Consider the following 22820-nt stretch of genomic DNA (forward strand, 5'->3'; position numbering starts at 1 on the left):
TTCGAGTCATGTTTTTGTTTTATAAGTTGATGGTGCAAATTTGGAATTTTTAAGTAATAAATTTTTATTTATATATTTAATGAAAAACATAAAAAATATTAATTAATAATAAAACAGTAATTCTTCAAAATTTTTTTGGATTGAACACAGCCTTTAATAAAATACTTGAAGTTCGAGCTTTGAGTGATTTTTAGTATTCTTTAAGGATAGAAAAAGATAAAGATGCTTCAAATGTTAGATTATAAAAAGCAGCTAAAATTTTATTTTCACTTCTAAATTTTAAAGAAAATTTTATTAATCAATGAGTGTTTAAAAGATGTTGTTTCTTTAAAAATAGGATATAAGATCCTTCTTCACAAAAAGGAATCGCTTAATAAAACGGGAGTAAGTTTATAAAATTCGTGCTTTTAATTAGTCAAATCCTTCATAAAGTAAAAGACACTTTGATGGTATTTTTTTAATGCAAGGAAAAAACTATGCACTCGCTTCGTTGTAGTATCGTAAAGGGATGTTATTCTTCTAAATTTTCATTAAAAGCAGAAGGAAGTAGAGTTGGAATAAATTTAATTAAAATAGGAAGCAATAAACTGCCGCCCGGAAGCAAAAAAATAGTAAGTGAAGGAATGGTTTTACAAATTTCTAAGAGTTGTTTTTTTACTTTTTTCTTTTCTTTTTCATCTAGGTCTCTAAGCGTAGAGTGGGCCAAAAGTACCATTAACTCTTTGCTTTGCATTATTTCCTTAAGTAAGCGATTTTTGTTACGACTTACTAGTGTTGCTACACTTTGGGTTGTGTGATCGTAAAAATGCTTTACGGGATTCGAATAATTGAAATAAGGAATCTCTTTTTTATGTTTTGCGATAAATGCATCTGTACTTAGGATACTTTCTTTTACAAAGGCATCTGGAACTGAAATAATGTCAGCAAGAGAATGTAAAAAGTAAGCTTCATTATTTTCGATTTTTCCATCGCTCCATAATGCCATTCCGGCAATATCTACAAAATAATAATGTTCCAATTCATGCGTAAAATAATCGAGTTGCAGCGTTTCCAAACTTGGTAATGAGATTCTCGAGAATTTACTGTACCGAATGGATGCCTCAAAAAGTTTAATCAATAAATCATCGTATTGCGATTTTTCAGATTTAATTTTTAGAGCTAGTGTAACAATATTGACAATAGTTTCTTCAATTTTTTTTAAATATTTTTCGGGTATTGCGCCATTCAATAAGTACTGTCGAAAAGCCAAAACATCTATAAATAGTAATGCGTTAGTTACTAAATGGGAAAAATTTTTGCTAATTATACCATCGTTTGTTTGAACGCGCTCGTCAATTATTTTCTCTAAAGTTAAAGAAGTAGAATTTTTTGGAAGAATTTTTTTCAACAAACTGAAACCTTCAGGATTCATTTGATTGTAAAAGTTTACTGCCTGCTTAATGAAATTTTCCGGACTACTAACATCATAAGTAATACAAAAAATTCCATATAAAGTATTTAACAGTGCCACTTTAGAAATTTCTTCTTTGAACCAACCTTTGGTTTCAACCGCATTTACAGTATCAAATGAAATTATATGACCATATATAAAACCTGTTTCTCTAACTTTTTGATAAAAAGTATCGGTAGTTTTAGGAAACGTTTTTTCTAAAGTTTTTTGTTCATTAAAAAATTTATCAATCCAACCAGATGCCGATGGGTTAATCATTACTTTTCTTTAAAGGTACAAAGCTATATTTTTTTATGGTTTTCACGTTGAATTTAAAATTAAAAAACCATCTCGGTAGTATTAAGAGACGGCTATTTGAACGGATTTAAACATTATCGTATTAATGCAGAACAAGCAACTCTAGCTCCTGCATTTCCTGCTGGTTGTGAAACATAATCATCTGCGCCCTGATGCACAATTAATCCTTTACCAATAATATTTTTGGTTTCATCTGCAGAACTAATTCCCCATTCACTTGTTGTAAATGTGATCGAACCATTACCTTTTGAATCAGCTGTAAAATTACCAATATCGCCTTTATGCGCTTCGCCTTCACCTAATTTTCCGTGTTTCTTGAAAGTTGGATTCCAATGACCTCCAGCTGAACTACCATCTTCTGCAGTACAATCTGATTTTTCATGAATGTGTATGGCGTGAACTCCTGGAGTTAATCCTTTAAGTTTTGCAACCATGGTAACAAAACCATCATTTTCAATGAAGGTAGCGGTACCAATAACGGTGCTATTGCTTTTTGGTTCGAAAACAACTACTACTATTTTATCATTACTTAGTATAGTTCCAGTCTTACAACCAATTAAAACAGCCAAAACAATTCCGAATAGTACAACTAATTTTTTCATAGTAGGTTTTATTTCAAAGATAAGACTTTTTGAATTGTAGATAATTAGATTTTTATGTGAATCATAACAAAATGTAGGAATTATATAAATTACATTTTTTATTGGTATTAAATAACTTTGTAATTTTAATTCTTCAACCTATGCATTAATGGATATAGTTTTATGTTGTTTTTAAACATTAGATTATACCCACTAATAAGTCTACCCTAAATCTCAGATTTGTAAAATGAAACATAAAGAAATTGCCTTAACCACTTGGACCCTTTTAAAACGTACCTATCACGAATTTGATGATGATAATGCCATAAAATTAAGTGCCTCACTTTCCTATTATACAATTTTTTCTCTTCCACCTTTATTAATAATTATTCTTTCCATTTTTAGTTTTTTCTTTGGTAGAGAAGCGGTTACAGGCCGATTTTTTGGTCAAATTAATGGTATGGTTGGGAATCAAGCTGCAATTCAGATACAAGAAACAATCAAGAATATCGAACTAAGCAATAGTAATACCTTTGCTGCTATTTTTGGGGGAATTATGCTTTTAATAGGTGCCTCAGGTGTCTTTGCAGAAATACAAAGTTCTATTAATTTTATTTGGGGTTTAAAAGCCAAACCCAATAAAGGCATTATGAAGTTTATCAAAAATCGATTGATGTCATTTTCTATGATAGCTTCTGTTGGGTTTTTACTAATGGTGAGTTTAATGGTAAATACAGTAATGGATGTTATTAATACGCGCTTACTTGTTTATTTTCCCAATACAACAGTTTACATATTTTATATTTTTAATATCATCATCTTGTTTTTAACCACTACAATTTTATTTGCTATTATTTTCAAAACCTTACCCGATGGCGATATTGATTGGAAAGATGCGCTTATAGGATCGAGTTTTACTTCATTTTTCTTTATGATTGGTAAATTTGGAATTGGTTTTTACTTGGGAAGTTCCACTGTGGCTACAGTTTATGGTGCTGCAGGATCTGTAGTTATTATTTTAATTTGGGTCTATTACTCAGCGATCATACTGTATTTTGGTGCAGAATTTACTAAAGTGTATGCTAATGCTCATGGTAATAAAATAATCCCAAACGGATATGCAGTTGCAATAAAGGTTGAAGTCGTTGAGTTGAAAAAAAATGCTAAGGCAAAGGCAATCGAACAAAGCGAAAAAGAATAGTTTACGATTCTATTAAATAAAATATCCGACTAAGTTGTGAACGATCTTTTGAATTTGCAATGACGAAAATAATAAAAGGATATTGCATAAAAAAACCGCCTCGTATTGAACTTGACGGTTTTTTAACAACTAAAATACTAAAAACAAAATTTTCTACAATTAGAAACAGTATGTATTTTCTGCTACTAATTTTGTTGTAATTACTTCTCTTAACGCTACAATATTTGGCATATTGGTATATTTTGTAAAACGACGTAAACCCATTAGCATCATGCGTTGTTCATCTCCTTCAGCAAAAGAAATAACACTTTCTTTCCCTTTTTGAGTTACAATGTCAACTGCTTTGTACAAGTATAATTTAGCCATTGCTATTTGTTCTTGTACTTTTGCTTCTCCTTCTTTTTTAGCCATTTTTTCAGTTCTAAGGATTGTGCTTTCAGCCATGTAGATTTCAATTAAGATATCGGAGGCAGCCATAAGCAACTGTTGGTGTGCATCTAGATCTGGACCGTATTTTTGAACCGCTCCACCTGCTACCATTAAGAACGCTTTTTTCAATTTGCCAATCATTTCTTTTTCTTCTGCAAACAATTCAGAATAATCAGGAGTTTCAAAAGATGGAATTCCCATTAATTCTTCTTGAACTTTTGAAGCTGGTCCTAGTAAATCTACGTGACCTTTCATTGCTTTTTTGATCAACATTCCTACAGATAACATTCTGTTGATTTCATTGGTGCCTTCATAGATACGAGCAATTCTAGCATCTCTCCAAGCGCTTTCCATCGGTGTATCCTCTGAGAAGCCCATTCCTCCAAAAATTTGAATTCCCTCATCAGCACAATTTTGTACATCTTCAGATACCGCTACTTTCAATACGGAACATTCGATAGCATATTCTTCAACCCCTTTTAATTCTGCTTCTTGATGAGAAATTCCTTCTGCTTCACGAGCAATAATACGATCTTCAATATCTTTAGCAGCACGGTAAGAAGCACTTTCTCCTGCATAACAGCTAGTTGCCATTTCAGCTAATTTAGAACGAACTGCACCAAATTGAGCAATGGCTGTATTGAACTGGATTCTTTCATTAGCATATTGCACTGCACCAGAAATCACTCTTCGTTGTGCATCCAAGCAAGCAGCAGCCAATTTGATACGACCTACGTTCAAAGCATTCATGGCAATTTTGAAACCATTTCCTCTTTCAGATAACATGTTTTCAACAGGCACTTTAGTTTCATTAAAGAAAACTTGTCGTGTAGAGGAAGCACGAATACCTAATTTATGCTCTTCTTCACCCATTGAAATTCCATTGTCTGAAGTGTTTTCTACAATGAAACCGGTAATATTTTTGTCATCTCCAATACGAGCAAAAACGATAAATACGCTACAGAAACCTGCATTCGAAATCCACATTTTTTGCCCTGTGATAGTATAGTATTTTCCATCCTCAGATAAAACAGCTTTTGTTTTCCCTGAATTTGCGTCAGATCCAGCACCTGGCTCTGTCAAACAATACGCACCAAACCACTCACCTGAAGCAAGTTTTGGAACATATTTTTGTTTTTGTTCTTCCGAACCATACAAAGTAATTGGCATAGTTCCAATTCCAGTGTGTGCACCAAAAGCAGTCGAGAATGAACCTGTTGCCCCAGAAATATAGTCGCAAACTAACATTGTCGATACGAATCCCATTCCTAATCCGCCATAAGCCTCTGGAACTGCAACCCCTAAAAGTCCAAGCTCACCAGCTTTTCTCATGGATTCTTCCGTGTAAGCATAATCCTTTTTTTCAAAACGATCTTTGTGTGCCCACAACTCTTTGTCTACAAACTCTTTCACAGAGTCACGCATCATTAATTGCTCTTCTGTAAAATCTTCAGGTGTGAAAATATCTTCACATTTTGTTTCTTTAACTAAAAACTGACCACCACGGGTTACGTTTTTTTCAATTGTATCTGCCATTTTTTTATTTTTTAATATGTTTTTTATTTAAAATCTAAGCTTACAAAAGTTCGTAAACACCTGCAGAGCCTTGTCCAGTACCTACACACATACTTACAATTCCGTACTTACTTCCTCTACGTTTCATTTCGTCGAATAACTGAACAGATAATTTAGCTCCAGTACAACCCAGTGGGTGACCTAATGCGATTGCTCCACCATTTACATTGATAATATCTGGATTCAAGTTTAACTCACGAGTTACTGCTAACGCTTGTGAAGCAAAAGCTTCGTTTAACTCAATTAAATCAATGTCATTCAAAGTCAGTCCAGCTTGTTTTAATGCTTTTGGAATTGCTTTTACGGGACCAATTCCCATGATTCTTGGCTCCACTCCTGCAGAGGCGAAGTTTACCAAACGCGCTATTGGTGCCAAGTTTAATTCTTTTACCATTTCTTCGCTCATTACTAGAACAAATGCGGCTCCATCACTCATTTGTGAAGAGTTACCGGCTGTAACACTACCATCAGCAGCAAAAACTGGTCTTAAACCCGCCAATGCTTCAAGTGAAGTTCCAGCTCTCGGACCTTCATCTTTAGTAACAACATATGATTTGGTTTCTTTTTTACCATTTTCATTGATAAAAGTTTGCTCTACTGTAATAGGAACAATTTGTTTATCAAATTTTCCTTCTGCTTGTGCTTTCAAGGCCTTATTGTGTGATTGAAAAGCAAATTCATCTTGATCTACACGCGAGATGTTAAACTGCTTCGCCACTGCTTCGGATGTTAGTCCCATTCCCCAGTAGTAATCCTCGTTTCCAGCTTTTGCGACAGCATAATCCGGAGTTGGTTTGTAGCCTCCCATTGGAATAAAACTCATGCTTTCAGCTCCACCAGCAATGATGCAGTGTGCCATTCCAGATTGAATTTTTGCAGTTGCCATTCCAATAGTTTCTAGCCCTGAAGCGCAATATCTATTTACGGTAACTCCTGGTACATCATCTACTTTCAATCCCATTAAAGAGATTAAACGACCTACGTTCAAACCTTGTTCTGCCTCCGGCATGGCATTTCCTACCATAACGTCGTCAATACGGGTTTTATCAAAATCAGGCAATTCATTCATCATGAATTCGATGGTTTCGGCAGCCAATTCATCAGGTCTTTTGAACCTAAAAACTCCTTTTGGTGCTTTACCTACGGCTGTTCTGTATGCTTTTACGATATATGCTGTTTTCATAATTATTATTTTGAATTTTGAATTTTAAATCCTGAAATAATTGAAAGGCATTTAAAATTCATAATTTATAATTTAAAATTAATTGCGAAGTGGTTTCCCTTTGGTTAACATAAACTGGATACGTTCTAGTGTTTTTCTTTCGGTACAAAGTGACAAGAATGCCTCGCGCTCAATGTCCAATAAATATTGTTCAGATACCAAAGTGTGTTCTGATAGATCTCCACCAGCCATTACATACGCCAATTTGTTTGCAATTTTCAAATCGTGTTCTGAGATGTATTTACCGGCAACCATTTGATTGGTTCCAACTAAGAACATTCCTAAGGCTTGTTTACCCAAAACTTTCACATCCGTTCTTCTAATTGGTTGTGTATAGCCTGCTTCGGCCATTAATAAGGCATGTTTCTTAGCTTCGGCAATTTGACGGTCTTTATTTACCACTACAATATCTTTACCGTGTTTTAAAAGTCCAGTATCAAATGCTTCGTAAGCCGAAGTCGATACTTTTGCCATAGCAATAGTCATGAAATATTCTTGTAAAACATTCAATTCCACATCATTTTTACGGAATAAATCAGATGCACGCATCGCCAATTCTTTCGAACCTCCACCGCCAGGAATAACCCCAACACCAAATTCAACAAGACCCATATAGGTTTCGGCTGCAGCAACTACTTTATCTGCATGTAAGCTCATTTCACAACCACCACCAAACGTCATTCCGTGAGGAGCAACTACTACTGGAATTCCAGAATAACGCACTCGCATCATCGTGTCTTGGAACATTTTGATGGCCATATTCAACTCGTCATATTCTTGCTCTACCGCCATCATGAAGATCATTCCTATATTGGCTCCGACAGAGAAATTCGCTGCTTGATTTCCAATAACCAAACCTTGATATTCTTTTTCGGACAAATCGATTGCTTTATTGATAGCAACCAAAACATCACCACCAATAGTATTCATTTTAGATTGGAATTCTAAATTCAAAATTCCATCTCCCAAATCTTGGATGATAGCACCGCTATTACTCCAAACTTTTTTGGTTTCGCGAATGTTGTTCAGGATGATAAAAGCATCTTGACCCGGAACTTTAGTTTGTGATTTAGTTGGAATATTGTAGAAATAGGTAGCTCCCTCTTTAATAGTATAAAAACTTTTACTTCCAGAAGCAATCATTTCAGTAACCCAAGCAGCAGGCTCAAGACCTTCGGCTTTCATGATTTCAATTCCTTTTTCAACTCCAATGGCATCCCAAATTTCGAATGGTCCATTTTCCCATCCAAAACCAGCTTTCATGGCATCGTCTATTTTGTATAATTCATCAGATATCTCAGGAATACGGTTCGAAACATAAGCAAACATTCCAGAGAAACTTTTTCTGTAGAATTCTCCTGCTTTGTCTTTTCCTTTTACTAGAACTTTAAATCTATTGATGGGTTTATCAATAGTTTTAGTTAACTCTAAAGTTGCAAATGAAGCTTTTTTGGCTGCTCTATATTCTAAAGTGTCTAAATCTAAAGTCAGAATATCTTTTCCTTCTTTTTTGTAGAAACCTTGATTTGTTTTGCTTCCCAACCATTTGTTTTCCATCATTTTATTGACAAATTCTGGAAGTTTGAACAACTCGTGTTGTTCGTCTGTTGGACAATTTTCGTAAATTCCGTTGGCAACATGTACCAAAGTGTCCAGTCCAACTACATCTACAGTTCTAAAAGTAGCCGATTTTGGACGACCAATAACTGGGCCAGTCAATTTATCAACTTCTTCAATCGTTAATCCCAACTCTTTTACCAAGTGAAACAAACTTTGAATTCCGTAAATACCAATACGGTTTCCAATAAATGCTGGAGTATCTTTGGCAACAACCGATGTTTTTCCCAAGAATTTTTCTCCGTATATAGTTAAGAAATCCAAAACCTCTGTTGAAGTTTGTGGACCAGGGATGATTTCGAATAATTTTAAGTAACGCGCTGGGTTAAAAAAGTGTGTCCCGCAGAAGTGTTTTTGAAAATCTTCACTGCGTCCTTCGCTCATAAAGTGAATTGGAATCCCAGAAGTGTTCGATGTTACCAAAGTTCCTGGCTTTCTAAATTTTTCAATTTGTTCAAAAACCAATTTTTTAATATCCAAACGCTCCACAACTACCTCGATAATCCAATCTACATTGGCAATCTTAGCCATATCATCCGTTGTGTTTCCGGTAGTAATTCGGCTAGCAAATTTTTGACTGTAAATAGTAGAGGGCTTCGATTTTAAAGAGTTGGATAAATGCTCATTCACTAATCGGTTTCTTACTACTTTGCTTTCCAGCGTAAGACCTTTTTTAGCTTCTGCATCTGTCAATTCTCTTGGAACAATGTCCAATAGTAGGACTTCTACCCCAATATTGGCAAAATGGCAAGCAATTCCTGAGCCCATAATTCCGGATCCAATCACTGCAACTTTTTTAATTGTGCGTTTCATACTTTGTTATATTTGTTTGGTATTTGAAAAGATTTCGTTCAAAAGTATCACTACTTTATATTATGCGATTTCGTTTTCTATTTTCTCTGTTAATTCGTTGACACTTGTAGGATTAAAAATATTTTTATCTATAATTAATTCATTAATGGTATCTGCCACTTCTATAAAGTGTTGCAGTTTCTCTTCTGAAATATGCTGCTTAACCGTTTCATTAAATTTCAACACGGTATTTTTAGATAATTCTCTTTTTTCTTTACCAAAATCGGTAAGGTAAATCAATACACCACGACCATCTTCAGGGTTTTTCTTTCGAATAATTAGACCCTTTTCCTCCATTGATTTTAAGGTTCTAGTCAAACTTGTTGCTTCCATCCCCATCTTTGGACCTAAAGAAGTCGATGGCGTTCCACCTTCCTTGTCTATACTCAATAAAGCAAATCCGGTAGCCATACTCGCATCGTATTTCGACGCTTCCTCATTATACATTCTAGCCACAGCTTGCCAAGTGGCACGTAAAATATAATCTATCGTTTTATCTTTCATAAGTAACTATATCGATTTCAAATATAACAAAAAATACTATGCACGCATAATATATCCGACTATTTTTTTGTTAAAAGATATTAAATATAAAAAAACTACACTGAAATAGAGTTGTTTAAACTAATTTTTCGAATTATTTTTTTTTGGGGCGTATCCCTGCGGGTCGGGCGCTCCGTTATATCTTTTATAAAATCCCAAAAAAAAATGGGATTTTATAAAAGGATACCACTTCGGTCCCTTACGCAAATAAAAATGAAGAAGTTATCCAAAATGAGTTCAAGCACAGACTTTTTTTATGATAAGTAGTAATAGTTTGGCAATGTTGGGAATCGCTATTTTTTAGATAGTAAGTAAACCGTTTTATAGTTTTTATTCTCTTTGTAAAATTAAAAAACCACGAAGTCTAATCGTGGTTTTCAATTGAAATTATTTTTTAAGATGTTTTAAAACTTCCATTGTCCACATCTTTTAAAAACTTGATTACTCCTGGAAAATAGGTTTTTGGATCATCATACTGCGAAAGGTGACTTCCGTTAGGGCAAAACAAGAAACGTCCGTTTTGAACTTCGTTAGCAATCCATTTCATGTGTTCGGGATCCATCGTGTCGTATTTAGAACCAATACTTAAGGTAGGAACTGTTAGGGTTTTCAGTCTGGCTTTTACATCCCAATTTTTAAGGGTTGCATTTCCGGTGATTCCAAATTCACTGTGACCTTGCATATACACATATACATTAGGATTAATGTGCTTGAAACAGCGGTTGATGGATTCTGGCCATTTCTCGAGTGGCATTCTCAATACATGTTCTGTGTAATAATATTTAAAAAGTAATTCACTGTATTTTGGATTATCAAAATCATTACTATTTTCAATATCCTGTAATTGCTTTAGGATTTTTGGGTCCAATTGCGGTGCCAGAACGTCTTTTGCGTAAGCATTTTATTCCGCTGCACTTGCCATCATATTAGAGATAATCAAGCCTTTCAGGTTTTTTTGATATTTCAAAGCGTATTCCATTGCAAGGATTCCGCCCCAAGATTGTCCCATCAGGTAAAAATTAGAACTGTTTAAGCCTAATGCGATGCGTACTTGCTCTACTTCTTCTACAAAACGTTCATTAGTCCATAAACTGTTATAATTAGGTTGGTCGCTGTAATACGAACCCAATTGGTCGTAATAGATGTATTCGATACTTTCGTTAGGAAAATACCCATCAAAAGATTCATAGAGTTCGTGTGTCAATCCCGGCCCACCGTGCAAGAGCAGTACTTTTATTTTTGGATTATTGCCTACTCGTTTTGTCCAAACGTTGAAAGTGCCTTTAGGCGTTTTAATTGGAATCATTTTGATGCCACCAGTTAGCTGGTCGTCCCGTTTAGAAAAGTCTAAATAATTGTCCTTAATGGAATCTTGCTTTTGTTTTTCTTGACAATTAGAAAAAAAGAAGACACTAATTACCGAGCCAATAAGTACTTTTAATTTCATAACTGAACGGCTTTATTAAAGGCTAATTGTAGATTTTATAGAACAAATCAGTATATTTCTCCATCACTATTTTTCGTTTCAGTTTTAGAGTAGGAGTGAGCTGTCCGCCTTCAATAGACCACACGTCAGGTGTAAGTTCAAAACGTTTTATTTTCTCCCAATTTCCAAATTTTTCATTTAGATTGTCAATTTCTTCCTGAATTCTGGCAATAACTTTTATATTAGAAACGATTTCTTCGTTGCTTTTTCCAACATCAATTCCGTGAATATTTGCCCATTCTTTAACAAATTCAAAACTTGGCTGAATAAAGGCTGCCGGCATTTTTTGTCCGTCACCTATTACCATAATTTGCTCAATAAAACGGGATTGTTTCATCGTATTTTCGATTAACTGCGGTGCAATGTATTTTCCTCCTGAGGTTTTGAACATTTCTTTTTTACGATCGGTGATCTTCAAGAAGCCATAATCATCAAAAACTCCAATATCTCCTGTGTGGAAGAATCCGTTTGTAATTACTTCGCTAGTTAATTTTTCGTCTTTATAGTAACCCATCATTACATTAGGTCCTTTGCAAAGAATTTCCCCATCTTCAGCAATAACTACTTCAACATTATCGATGACTTTCCCTACGGTGCCGACCTTGAAACCGTTATTTCTAATATCGTTAACGGATATTACCGGCGAGGTCTCGGTTAAACCATATCCTTCCATTACTGGAATTTCAGCTGCAGCAAATATACGAGCCAATCGTGGTTGTAAAGCGGCACTTCCTGAAACCATTAAATCAAGATTGCCACCCAAACCTTCTTTCCATTTGCTAAAAATAAGTTTGCGAGCAATTTTGAGTTGGAACTCATACCAAAAACCATTTTTGCCATAAGGTTCATAACGCAACCCTAGATCTATTGCCCAAAAGAATAAACTCTTTTTGATGCCTGTCAACTCAGTTCCTTTTGCGTAAATTTTATCGTATACTTTTTCTAAAAGTCTTGGAACTGCAGTAATAACAGTTGGTCTAACTTCTTTTAGATTGTCACTAATTTTATCAATTGATTCACCAAAATATACCGAAACTCCGTAATATTGGTATAAATACAAAATCATTCTTTCGAAAATATGGCAAATAGGCAAGAAACTCAATGCACGGCTTTTACCTGCTTCAAAAGGAATTCTGGAGGCACTATCCAATACGTTTGAAACAATATTTTTATGCGAAAGCATAACTCCCTTAGGCTTTCCTGTGGTTCCCGAAGTATAAATTATAGTCGCTAAATCTTCGGATTGTACGTTGTTTTTACGATCCTCAACTTCACTTTGATTTCCAGTATCAACACCTAAAATTAGTAAGTCGTTCCAGTTTTTACAGCCTTCAATCTCGTTGAAAGAATAGATTTCTTTCACGTTTGGAATTTTATCACGAATTAAATTTATCTTCCTTAAAATTTCTGCATCCGATACAAAACAGTAGATTGCTCCAGAGTGATTCAGGATATATTCGTAATCATCTTCAGAAATTGTTGGGTAAATGGGAACAGTTTGCGCACCAGTTTGCAACACACCAATATCCATAATATTCCATTCGGTTCTATTATTAGTAGAAATAATGGCAATTTTATCGTTTTTTTGAACATTCATTTTCAAAAGTGCTCTCGAAACAGCATTTGCTTTTGCAATGTATTCTTGTGTAGAAGTTTTTATCCAAACTCCATTTTGCTTTGTTGTTAAAGCATCTGGAATTGAAGTGTATTTATCTTGTTGATAATAGGGAAAATCAAAAAGTCTGGTGATTGAAGTCATTATGCGAAAATTGAATTGACGCGCAAATTAAATAAAATTTAATAAAAATTGTTAAATTTCAAAAATTAAATGAAAAATTAAACTAGAAATGACACTTTTTACGAAATCGTTTTCTTTGAATTAAGTGTAAAAAGTTGATAGTAAACTATGAATTTGATTTTTATAGGTTTTCTAAATGAATTTGTTACCTAAATGACTTCTTACTTTTTTACAGAAAAATAAACAGCTATTTTTATAAAATCTTCTAAGTAGCTGATGATAATTCACTTTTAGTAGTCTGTATCACCTGCGAAATTGCGGGGTATTTATGGCAATATTTATTCTAAAGAACTTAATTCTTTGCATTTTGAGATTAAATAGTACACTAATATATAATTCAAAGTATTAAGTTCTTAAAACTTTAATAGAAAATGATAAGTGAGTATTAATATTGCATTTTAAATATTACTAAAGTTTTCAAATACTAATGGGAATAAATTCTGGTTTTGAACTGTCTGGTGTGGTTATAACTAAAAAATTCGCCTAAATAGTACTGCAAAAAAAACTAATTAAACCAGTAATTAATTATTTAAAAAACCATTTCTAGGTTTGACTTGATCCTTTGACTTTACTTTTTCAATTACAAAAAAGAAATACTCGCTTAACTGAATAAAGCTTTCAGTTAAGCGAATGCAATAAACCTCTCCATGCAAAATCATTATCTTGGTATTTGGTTACTAATTCAAAATATTAGAAAAGTAATGATAGAGAGCTCATTCCATCGCACGCTTAGTGCGGTAGTTCCATTAATTTAGATATTTACTTAAAAAAATAAATATAATTACATAATATAATATATACTTATTAATAATATTAAAAAATTAACAGTAAAGATAGTTTATCTTCTTTGTTGTTTTTTATTTACATTTGTAATAGTTATCAATAAATTAATATATGAACTATACTTTACACCAACTCCAGATATTTTTAAAAGTTGTTAAAACACAGAGCGTTACAAAGGCTTCAGAGGAACTTCACTTAACGCAACCAGCCGTCTCCATTCAACTTAAAAATTTTCAGGATCAATTTGATATTCCGTTAACAGAAGTGGTTGGTAGAAGATTGTATGTAACTGAGTTTGGAACTGAAATTGCTGAGGTTGCTCAAAATGTAATTGATCAAGTAGAGACTATCAATTTTAAAACTATGGCCTATAAGGGGCAACTAACAGGACGATTAAAAGTATCTATTGTTTCAACTGGTAAATATGTAATGCCATATTTTCTAGCTGATTTTATGAAAGTAAATTCTGGAATTGAATTGCAAATGGATGTTACCAATAAGAGTCGTGTAATTAGTAGTTTGGAGAAAAATGAAATTGATTTTGCACTAGTATCGGTATTGCCTGCTTCTTTAAATATTGAAAAATTAGATTTATTGCAAAACAAATTGTTTTTGGTTGCCAACAGCAAAACTGATTCTAAAAGGCTTGAAAATTCAAAAGACATATTTACAGAAATACCTCTTATTTATAGAGAGAAGGGTTCTGGAACTCGTCAAATGATGGAGAATTTTATAGAGAGAAATACTGTTTTAATTCGAAAAAAAATGGAGCTAACTTCAAATGAAGCGGTTAAACAGGCAGTTATTGCAGGTTTAGGATGTTCTATTATGCCATTAATAGGAATAAAAAACGAACTCTTAAACAAGGAATTACAAATCATTCCCTTTAAGGGTTTGCCAATTAAAACTACTTGGAGTTTGATATGGCTCAAAGGGAAAAAACACTCTCCTGCAGCTGGTGCACTATTAGACTATATTAAAAAAGAAAAAAGTAATATTGTAAAAGAAAAATTCAATTGGTCTGAAGATTACTAATTTTTAATATCGTTGCGCATATGTTGTTTTAATTATGTAAAAAAAGCGCTCCCTTTCGAAAGCGCTTTGCATATTATAATTAAATTAATTTTTCTCAACCCATTTTCTCGCATTTACAAAAGCTTCATGCCATGGCGAAACTTCGTCATTCCTATTTTTTGGATAATTTGCCCAGTTCCATTGATAAGTAGAACGCTCAATATGCGGCATCATCACCAAATGGCGACCTGTTCTGTCACATAGCATAGCCGCATTAAAATCAGAACCATTGGGATTTGCTGGATAATTATTGTAAGCATATTTAGAAACAATACTATAATTTTCTTCTGATTCAGGTAAATTGAACTTTCCTTCCCCATGTGAAACCCAAACACCTAAAGTGCTTCCCGCTAAGGTAGATAACATCACCGAATTATTTTCTTGAACTGTTACCGATGTAAAAATGCTTTCGTGTTTTTGACTGTCGTTGTGTAACATTTTCCCATGAACTGTATGTTCTGGATTGATTAATTCCAATTCCATAAACAACTGGCAACCATTACAAATTCCAACCGAAATCGTATCTTCTCTTTTAAAGAAATTCTTCAAAGCTGTATTTGCTTTTTCATTATATTTAAATGCTCCAGCCCACCCTTTGGCAGAGCCTAAAACATCAGAGTTAGAGAAACCTCCAACAGCTCCAATGAACTGAATGTCTTCCAGGGTTTCGCGACCGGAAATTAAATCGGTCATGTGAACGTCTTTAACATCAAAACCAGCCAAATACATAGCATTTGCCATTTCACGTTCCGAATTACTTCCTTTTTCACGAATAATTGCCGCTTTTGGTCTATCTCCCATCTCCTTTGGAGAGGGGCTGGGGGTGAGGATTCCGTCAAAATGAGATGGGAAAGTAAAATGTAAAGGTTGATTCGCGAAATTTTCATAACGCTCTAATGATTTGCCATTTTTGGTTTGTTTCTGATCTAATAAGAAAGATGTTTCAAACCAAATTTCTCTATATTTTTTTGAAGAAAATTCAAATTTATCTTCATGATTTACAATAGAAATAGTATCCGAATTCGTAACCGTTCCAATATTGAAAATTTCAATTCTATTGGCTTTAAATATTGCTTCTACTTCAACGTCTGCTTGGAAAACAACTGCAATATTTTCAGAGAATAATAATTTAGTAGAATCGATTTCATTAATAGAAGTTAAGTCGAAATTTGCTCCTAAATTCACATCAGCAAAGCACATTTCTAGTAAAGTTGTGATTAAACCACCACTTCCAATATCGTGTCCAGCTTTGATTTTTCTTTCTTTAATTAAATCTTGTAAGGTATTGAATGCTTTTTTGAAGAAAGCAGCATTTTTGATAGTAGGCGTTTCATTACCTATTTTATTTTGTGTTTGATTGAATGACGAACCTCCCAATTTAAAAGCATCTTGAGATAAGTTTAAGTAGTAAATATTTCCGCCATTATGTTGTAAAACAGGTTCTACAACTTTCGTAATATTTGAACAATTTCCAGCAGCTGAAATAATAACTGTTCCTGGTGCAATTACTTCATCATTCGGATATTTTTGCTTCATCGAAAGGGAATCTTTTCCGGTTGGAATGTTGATTGCTAATTCGATAGCAAAATCAGAACAACCTTTTACAGCTTCGTATAAACGCGCATCTTCACCTTCATTTTTACAAGCCCACATCCAATTTGCAGATAAAGAAACTGAATCTAAACCCTCTTTCAATGGTGCCCAAACTAAGTTAGAAAGCGATTCTGCAATTGCATTTCGACTTCCAGCAACTGGATCAATTAAAGCTGAAATAGGAGCGTGGCCAATGGATGTGGCAATTCCTTCTTTTCCTTTGAAGTCTAAAGCCATCACGCCGACATTGTTTAATGGCAATTGTAAAGGTCCAGCACATTGTTGTTTGGCCACTTTTCCACCCACACAACGGTCGACTTTGTTTGTTAACCAATCTTTACAAGCTACAGCTTCAAGTTGTAAAACTTGCTCTAAATACGTTGGGATTTCTTTTGAGTTATATTCTGAATTACTATAATTTCTAGCAATTGTTTTGTCATTCATAATGGTTTTTGGTGAACTTCCGAAAAAGTCTTCCAAAGCATAATCCATAGGTTTTAAACCTGTAGTTTTGGATTGGAATGTAAATCTGTGATCATTAGTAACTACACCGACTTCATACATTGGTGAGCGTTCTCTATCTGCAATTCTTTGTAAGACGTCCATATCTTTCTCACCAATCACTAATCCCATTCTTTCTTGAGATTCGTTTCCGATGATTTCTTTGGCAGAAAGTGTTGGATCTCCAACTGGTAATTTATCTAAATCGATTAATCCACCTGTTTCTTCAACTAATTCTGACAAACAATTTAAATGTCCACCCGCACCATGATCATGAATAGAAACAATTGGATTGTGGTCACTTTCCACTAAACCACGAATGGCATTCGCAACACGTTTTTGCATTTCTGGATTCGATCGTTGTATGGCATTTAATTCAATTCCTGAACCAAAAGCTCCTGTATCTGCTGATGAAACGGCAGCTCCACCCATTCCAATTCTATAATTTTCTCCACCAAGAATGACAATTTTATCGCCTTCTTGTGGTTTCTTTTTAATGGCTTGATCTAATTTTCCGTACCCAATTCCACCTGCTTGCATGATTACTTTGTCATAACCTAACTTACGGTTTTTTAATTCCCCGTCTTTGGAGGGGTTAGGGGTGGTTTCTTCGTGTTCGAAAGTTAAAACCGAACCTGTAATTAACGGTTGCCCGAATTTGTTTCCAAAATCTGAAGCTCCATTTGAGGCTTTAATCAAAATATCCATTGGCGTTTGATACAACCAAGGACGTTCCGCCATAGCTTCTTCGTGTTTACGATTGTTGGTCAATCTCGAATAGGAAGTCATGTAAACCGCTGTTCCTGCTAATGGTAATGAACCTTGTCCACCAGCCAATCGGTCACGAATTTCTCCTCCAGAACCTGTTGCAGCTCCGTTGAAAGGTTCCACAGTTGTTGGGAAATTGTGTGTTTCTGCTTTTAATGACAATACCGATTCAAATTCTTTTTCTTCGTAAAAATCTGGTTTGTCAGCACTTTTTGGTGCGAATTGTGTGACTTTCGGACCTTTAACAAAAGCTACGTTGTCTTTATAAGCTGAAACAATATCTCTAGGATTTTGTTCCGATGTTTTTTTGATTAATTTGAATAATGAAGTTGGTTTTTCTTCGCCATCCACTACAAAAGTTCCATTAAAAATTTTATGACGACAGTGTTCCGAATTGGCTTGTGAGAAAGCAAAAATTTCAGAATCCGTAAGTTTTCTGCTTAATTTGGTTGCCAAATTATCTAAGTATTCAACTTCTTCTAAACTTAAAGCTAAACCTTCTTGTTTGTTATAGGCATCAATATCATCAATTTCTAAAATAGCTTCAGGTTCAATATTTACAGTAAATATATCTTGATGTAATTCCGAGTATTTTTGAAGTAACATCGGATCAAAATCAGTAAAGTCAGCTGCTACCTTTTCGAATTCTTCAATTCTAATAATTCCAGAAATCCCCATGTTTTGAGTGATTTCTACTGCGTTAGTGCTCCATGGTGTAACCATAGCGGCACGAGGTCCAACAAAAAAATCCGTGAGTACGGATTTTTCTAGAATAGGTGCGTCGGCAAAAAGCCAATTGAGTTTTGAAATGTCTTGAGCTGAGATTTCGTTTTGCGTTTGTACTGCAAAAACGGTTTTACTTTGGTTTTCAAAGAAATGAATCATTGTTGTGTAGTTTGTTGTATTGCGGTGCAAATTTAATCAATTTTGATTACATTTTAAGCAAAAAAAAAGCGGCAATTTGCCGCTTTTTAATTTAGTTGATTATTAATTTCTTTATGACTGATTCCTGATTGGTACTGATGCGAACCAAGTAGGTTCCTCGAGCAATATTTGGAATTGTAATTTCAGATTTGGTAGTGTTTTCTGCACTGAAAATTTTCTGACCGATTATCGAGTAGACTTCGATAGAATACATTTGGTTCGAATTATTGATATTAAAAGTTCCATTGGATGGATTTGGATAAATAACAATGGCATCAAGAGCAACAGCAAGAGTAGTCTTTGGCTCCTTTGCAAGCACACGACTTCCTAAGTTATTACAAGTGTCTAATGCAAAGACATCCCATTGAGTAGCTTTGTTAAAAGTGGTTGAAGGCGCCGTTACAGTCGCTTTTCTGCGGATGGTTTCATCAATTGAAAAGTTTGCAGTTCCGCCATTGAATGTACCAATGATATCAATCAGAATTCCGTTTTTGAACAGACCCACAGCATCATTTCCATTAAATGCCATTTCGGTAGCAGATGTAGAAAGATTGGCAGCGCTAGTAGCATAACAAGAAGAGGACATTAGACTATTTACGATAGTGAATTTACTACCAGAACTCAAGGTTCCAGATAAAGATAAGCCTGCGCTCCACGCTCCAGCGCCATTGCTTTGTTTTTTGATGTTGTAGATGGATAAGTTGACTGCTACACCAGTAGCATTTGAAATTTCTAACGCTTTATTATTTGAAGAACCTTCTATATACTCCGAAAATAATAAATCAGTTGCGGTGTTGTTCGAATTAGTAACTACAGTCAAAGAATTACTCGTTGCAGATAAATTTCCTGCTGCATCTTTTGCTCGCACAGTAAAGGTATAGCTAGTGGCTGCTGTCAAGCTACCCACAACAGTGTTCAAAGTGGTAACCGTTGTTCTTAAAACACCATTTACATATACATTATAGCCTGTTACGCCTACGTTATCAGTAGATGCATTCCATGCAAGTGTTACTGATGTTGTCGTTTTAGCTGTTGATGTTAGCGATGTTGGTGTGCTAGGAACCGTAGTGTCGGTTGTTCCACCTCCTGTAGTTCCGCCCCAAATAGCGCTTACATAAGCGGGATTGTCAATAAAAGGATTTCTATTTCCTTGGCGTGCATAAATAGCATTATTTCTCTCAATTTCTCTTGCACTCACAGGGTCATTGGCATGCCATGAAAGTAACAAATTTAAAAATGCGGTCGTGAATACTTGGTTGCTGCTACCATTAAACATGGCAAAAGGATAGCCAGCTACCGTATTTTCATAACGTGTAGCAAAATAAAAATACATACGGGCTATATCGCCTTTAAAAGCCGGCGCTGGTTCAAAAACAGTTCCAGTGTATCCAGAAACAGCACTTGTGCCTAACTTACTTCCGTTTAAAGTTGTTATTGATGCCGTTGCTACGTTACCATGTGGAAAACTAGAACGTATGCCGTTTACTTTTCCATCAGTTGGTGGAATAAAATGTGCATCAGATACCATTGGTGCTGCAGAATTAAAAGTAGATTGTGGAATTACGTGCTCTCTATTGTAGCAATCGCCCTCAACTGAATAAGTACCACATTGTTCTGTTGTAAGAATAAAAGTGTATGGATCGGCTCCGTTTTGATTCTCAGAATACAGGTCAAAAATAGTGTTGTCATTTTCATTTTGATGGTCCCTATCCGATGTAGCGTAGGTACTCCAGAGTCCAGCATACCCTTGATCAGTATGCCCTTTTATTACATTGTATAGTTGGGTTTTTAAAGTGTAGCCGGTTCCCGTTGCTGTACTGTAATAGCCGCTCGGTGCTTGTGCTGATGCAACAGATAAGAATAAGAATAATAATGCAGAGTAAATTTTTTTCATTGTTTAAAGTTGTTATGGTTTTTGTAGTTAACTTCAATATTTAAAAACTTGACTCTCAAGTTTAAAAAAAGTAAAGTCGCGCAAATTTATAACTTTAAAGCTGTTTCATGTTAAGAAATTGTAAAGGTATTTAAGAATTTTTTAACAAAACTATTAACATTTCAGCTATCATAAGCGAAGTCTTACTTAAATAAAATAAATTCTAATTTTAAAAGCTGTAGCAGCATATTTTGGATTACTATTATTTAAAATACTGCAGCAATTTTCTAATTAGGGAATAAAAAAAGCGGCAATTTATGCCGCTTTAAATTTCATTATGTTATTAATTACTAGTTCACAATTAGTTTTTTAGTAACTGATTGCGAGTTATTAGTTATTTTAACAATGTAAACTCCATTCTGAAGATTGTTTATTACGGCATAAGAACTGTTAGTGAATTCTTTTTCAAAGACTTTTTGTCCTATTGTCGAAAATATTTGCACAGAATATGTTTCATTTGTACTTGGAAAATTAATCTTCACGACTCCATTAGAAGGGTTTGGGTAAAGAAGGATTTCATTACTTTCGAAGTCTTCACGTGACAGCGTTGCTATTGCGTGAGTACCTAGTCCGTCACAAGTATTACTTACAAATGAATCCCATTCTGCCGTTTTATCAAAAGTAGTATTTGGAGCAGTGATGCTTGGTTTTCTGCGTAAGGTAACATTTTCACCAAATTTGGCAGTACCGCCGTTGAAAGTTCCAATGATGTCAATTAACACTCCATTTTTAAATAACCCCATAGGATCGTCTCCATTAAATGCTTCTTGAGCTGACGATAAATTGGCACTAGTTACTGGATAACAAGTTGTTGCCATTTGTGGATCTACCAAAACAAATACAGCACCTGAATTCAATGTTCCTGTTAAATTTAACCCTGCACTCCAAGCTCCGGCGCCATTGGACTGTTTTCTAATGGAATAAACAGATAAATCGACCGCTGCTCCTGTAAAATTAGCTATTTCTAAAGCCTTATTTAAACTACTTCCTTCTACATATTCCGAGAAGAATATTTCTGAAGCTGTCGTTCCACCAGTAGGGGCTGCAGTTGTTGTTCCTGTTACTGATTCACTAGCCACAGACGAGTTTCTTGCATCGTCTTTTGCTATGATATAAAATATATAACTAGTTGATGGAAGTAATCCAGTTATGGTTGTGGTTAATCCAGCAGTATTTGTTTTTAATGAACCATTCAAATAAACATCATAACCAGTTACTGCAACATTATCACTAGCTGCGTTCCATGTCAAAGTAATTGTATTAGACGTTGTATTGCTAACTGCTAGATTAGTAACTGCTGAAGGGGCTTGAGTATCTGCAGGCTCTGTTGTCCAAACAGCTGCAACATAACTAGGGTTATCTATGTATGGGTTACGGTTGTTTTGACGTGCGTAAATAGCGTTGTTTCTCTCTATTTCACGTGGACTTACTGGATCTAGATTGTGCCAAGAAATTAGTTGTGCTAAAAAGGCATCAGTAAAAACCTTTCCAGTGGAGTTATTAAACATTGGAAAATTATAACCTGAAACAGTATTTTCATAGCGAGTTGCAAAATAAAAATACATACGGGCAATATCACCTTTGAATTCATCAATTGGCTCAAATACTTGACCCGTATATCCTGATATAGAACCAGTACCTAATTTACTTCCGTTACGGGTCGTTTCGCTTACCACTGTTACATTGGCATGAGGGAAATTAGAACGGATCGCATTTACTTTTCCGTCTGTTGGAGTAATAAAATGAGCATCAGAAACCATTGGTGATTGTTCGTTGAATACAGATTGTGGTATGATATGCTCTCTGTTGTAGCAATCTCCTTCTTTGGTGTAACCGGCACTTCCGCAACGTTGTGCAGTTGCAATGCTGTAGGTGTATGGATCTACTCCTGCAGGATTTTCAGAATACATGTCTAATACAGAACCATCTTTTTCAAAAAAATTATCTATGTCAGAGGTTTCGTAAGTAATGTAAAGGCCTGCGTAATCCTGAATTGTATGACCTTTGACAATGTTGTAAAGTTGCGTTTTCAAGGTATATCCCGTGCCAGTCGCCGTTGTATAGTAGTCTGCAGGTGCTTGACCAAAAGCTACTGTGAAAAGTAATAAAAAGAGCAAGGAGTAAATTTGTTTCATAATTTGATAATTGGTTGAAATTGTTTAAAATTAATTTTGCTTAAGGTGTTAAATTTTG

At 34.6% G+C, this 22820-nt stretch carries 12 protein-coding genes and 1 pseudogene; 2 read left to right on the forward strand and 11 right to left on the reverse strand.

What is annotated here, in order from left to right; translation table 11 throughout:
* Positions 1-511: 511 nt before the first annotated feature.
* Positions 512-1708: an LETM1-related biofilm-associated protein gene (locus ACNQGB_RS07435; RefSeq protein WP_417943373.1), complete on the reverse strand. Its 1197-nt coding sequence runs from the start codon at positions 1706-1708 to the stop codon at positions 512-514.
* 113 nt (positions 1709-1821) lie between these two features.
* Positions 1822-2349 (reverse strand): superoxide dismutase family protein, encoded by a 528-nt coding sequence (locus ACNQGB_RS07440; RefSeq protein ID WP_417943372.1) that lies wholly within the window; start codon positions 2347-2349, stop codon positions 1822-1824.
* Between the two features lie 226 nt (positions 2350-2575).
* Between ACNQGB_RS07440 and ACNQGB_RS07445 the strand changes: the two genes are divergently transcribed.
* Complete coding sequence (locus tag ACNQGB_RS07445) at positions 2576-3529, forward strand: YihY/virulence factor BrkB family protein (RefSeq protein WP_417943371.1); 954 nt, start codon at positions 2576-2578, stop codon at positions 3527-3529.
* 159 nt (positions 3530-3688) lie between these two features.
* Here ACNQGB_RS07445 and ACNQGB_RS07450 read toward each other — a convergent pair whose 3' ends face one another.
* The 6 genes and pseudogenes from ACNQGB_RS07450 to ACNQGB_RS07475 all read right to left on the reverse strand — a co-directional run bounded on the left by ACNQGB_RS07450 (position 3689) and on the right by ACNQGB_RS07475 (position 13012).
* The gene (locus ACNQGB_RS07450; protein ID WP_417943370.1) at positions 3689-5494 is read right to left on the reverse strand and encodes an acyl-CoA dehydrogenase family protein; all 1806 of its coding nucleotides are present in this window, start codon (positions 5492-5494) and stop codon (positions 3689-3691) included.
* Positions 5495-5534: 40 nt separating this feature from the next.
* On the reverse strand, positions 5535-6716 hold the full coding sequence (locus tag ACNQGB_RS07455; protein WP_417943369.1) for an acetyl-CoA C-acyltransferase: 1182 nt from the start codon (positions 6714-6716) through the stop codon (positions 5535-5537).
* A gap of 78 nt (positions 6717-6794) precedes the next feature.
* On the reverse strand, positions 6795-9185 hold the full coding sequence (locus ACNQGB_RS07460; RefSeq protein ID WP_417943368.1) for a 3-hydroxyacyl-CoA dehydrogenase/enoyl-CoA hydratase family protein: 2391 nt from the start codon (positions 9183-9185) through the stop codon (positions 6795-6797).
* Positions 9186-9245: 60 nt separating this feature from the next.
* A complete protein-coding gene (locus ACNQGB_RS07465; protein WP_309755153.1) occupies positions 9246-9728 on the reverse strand; it encodes a MarR family winged helix-turn-helix transcriptional regulator in 483 nt (160 codons plus the stop codon).
* Between the two features lie 433 nt (positions 9729-10161).
* Positions 10162-11214, reverse strand: a pseudogene (locus tag ACNQGB_RS07470) (proline iminopeptidase-family hydrolase).
* 22 nt (positions 11215-11236) lie between these two features.
* Positions 11237-13012, reverse strand: a complete 1776-nt coding sequence (locus tag ACNQGB_RS07475; RefSeq protein ID WP_417943367.1) for an AMP-dependent synthetase/ligase — start codon at positions 13010-13012, stop codon at positions 11237-11239.
* Positions 13013-13945: 933 nt separating this feature from the next.
* On the opposite strand from ACNQGB_RS07475, the gene ACNQGB_RS07480 reads away from it, so the two are divergent.
* Entirely contained in the window at positions 13946-14869 is a 924-nt protein-coding gene (locus ACNQGB_RS07480) for a LysR family transcriptional regulator (RefSeq protein WP_417943366.1), read from the forward strand.
* An 84-nt stretch (positions 14870-14953) separates the two neighbouring features.
* On the opposite strand, the gene purL is transcribed toward ACNQGB_RS07480, so the two are convergent.
* From purL to ACNQGB_RS07495, 3 genes are all read right to left on the reverse strand, one after another.
* Positions 14954-18655, reverse strand: a complete 3702-nt coding sequence (gene purL / locus ACNQGB_RS07485; protein ID WP_417943365.1) for a phosphoribosylformylglycinamidine synthase — start codon at positions 18653-18655, stop codon at positions 14954-14956.
* Positions 18656-18746: 91 nt separating this feature from the next.
* Positions 18747-20588, reverse strand: coding sequence for an endonuclease (locus tag ACNQGB_RS07490; RefSeq protein WP_417943364.1), 1842 nt, complete (start codon positions 20586-20588; stop codon positions 18747-18749).
* A gap of 329 nt (positions 20589-20917) precedes the next feature.
* Positions 20918-22762, reverse strand: coding sequence for an endonuclease (locus tag ACNQGB_RS07495; RefSeq protein ID WP_417943363.1), 1845 nt, complete (start codon positions 22760-22762; stop codon positions 20918-20920).
* Between the last annotated feature and the right edge of the window lie 58 nt (positions 22763-22820).

It is taken from the genome of Flavobacterium frigidum, assembly GCF_048286795.2.

Bases quoted from the DNA above. Each gene is read 5' to 3' on its own strand.
- ACNQGB_RS07455 (WP_417943369.1), bottom strand. From the start codon at position 6,716: ATGAAAACAGCATATATCGTAAAAGCATACAGAACAGCCGTAGGTAAA.
- ACNQGB_RS07460 (WP_417943368.1), bottom strand. From the start codon at position 9,185: ATGAAACGCACAATTAAAAAAGTTGCAGTGATTGGATCCGGAATTATG.
- ACNQGB_RS07475 (WP_417943367.1), bottom strand. From the start codon at position 13,012: ATGACTTCAATCACCAGACTTTTTGATTTTCCCTATTATCAACAAGAT.
- ACNQGB_RS07490 (WP_417943364.1), bottom strand. From the start codon at position 20,588: ATGAAAAAAATTTACTCTGCATTATTATTCTTATTCTTATCTGTTGCA.
- ACNQGB_RS07495 (WP_417943363.1), bottom strand. From the start codon at position 22,762: ATGAAACAAATTTACTCCTTGCTCTTTTTATTACTTTTCACAGTAGCT.
- ACNQGB_RS07465 (WP_309755153.1), bottom strand. From the start codon at position 9,728: ATGAAAGATAAAACGATAGATTATATTTTACGTGCCACTTGGCAAGCT.
- ACNQGB_RS07435 (WP_417943373.1), bottom strand. From the start codon at position 1,708: ATGATTAACCCATCGGCATCTGGTTGGATTGATAAATTTTTTAATGAA.
- ACNQGB_RS07440 (WP_417943372.1), bottom strand. From the start codon at position 2,349: ATGAAAAAATTAGTTGTACTATTCGGAATTGTTTTGGCTGTTTTAATT.
- ACNQGB_RS07450 (WP_417943370.1), bottom strand. From the start codon at position 5,494: ATGGCAGATACAATTGAAAAAAACGTAACCCGTGGTGGTCAGTTTTTA.
- purL (WP_417943365.1), bottom strand. From the start codon at position 18,655: ATGATTCATTTCTTTGAAAACCAAAGTAAAACCGTTTTTGCAGTACAA.
- ACNQGB_RS07480 (WP_417943366.1), top strand. From the start codon at position 13,946: ATGAACTATACTTTACACCAACTCCAGATATTTTTAAAAGTTGTTAAA.
- ACNQGB_RS07445 (WP_417943371.1), top strand. From the start codon at position 2,576: ATGAAACATAAAGAAATTGCCTTAACCACTTGGACCCTTTTAAAACGT.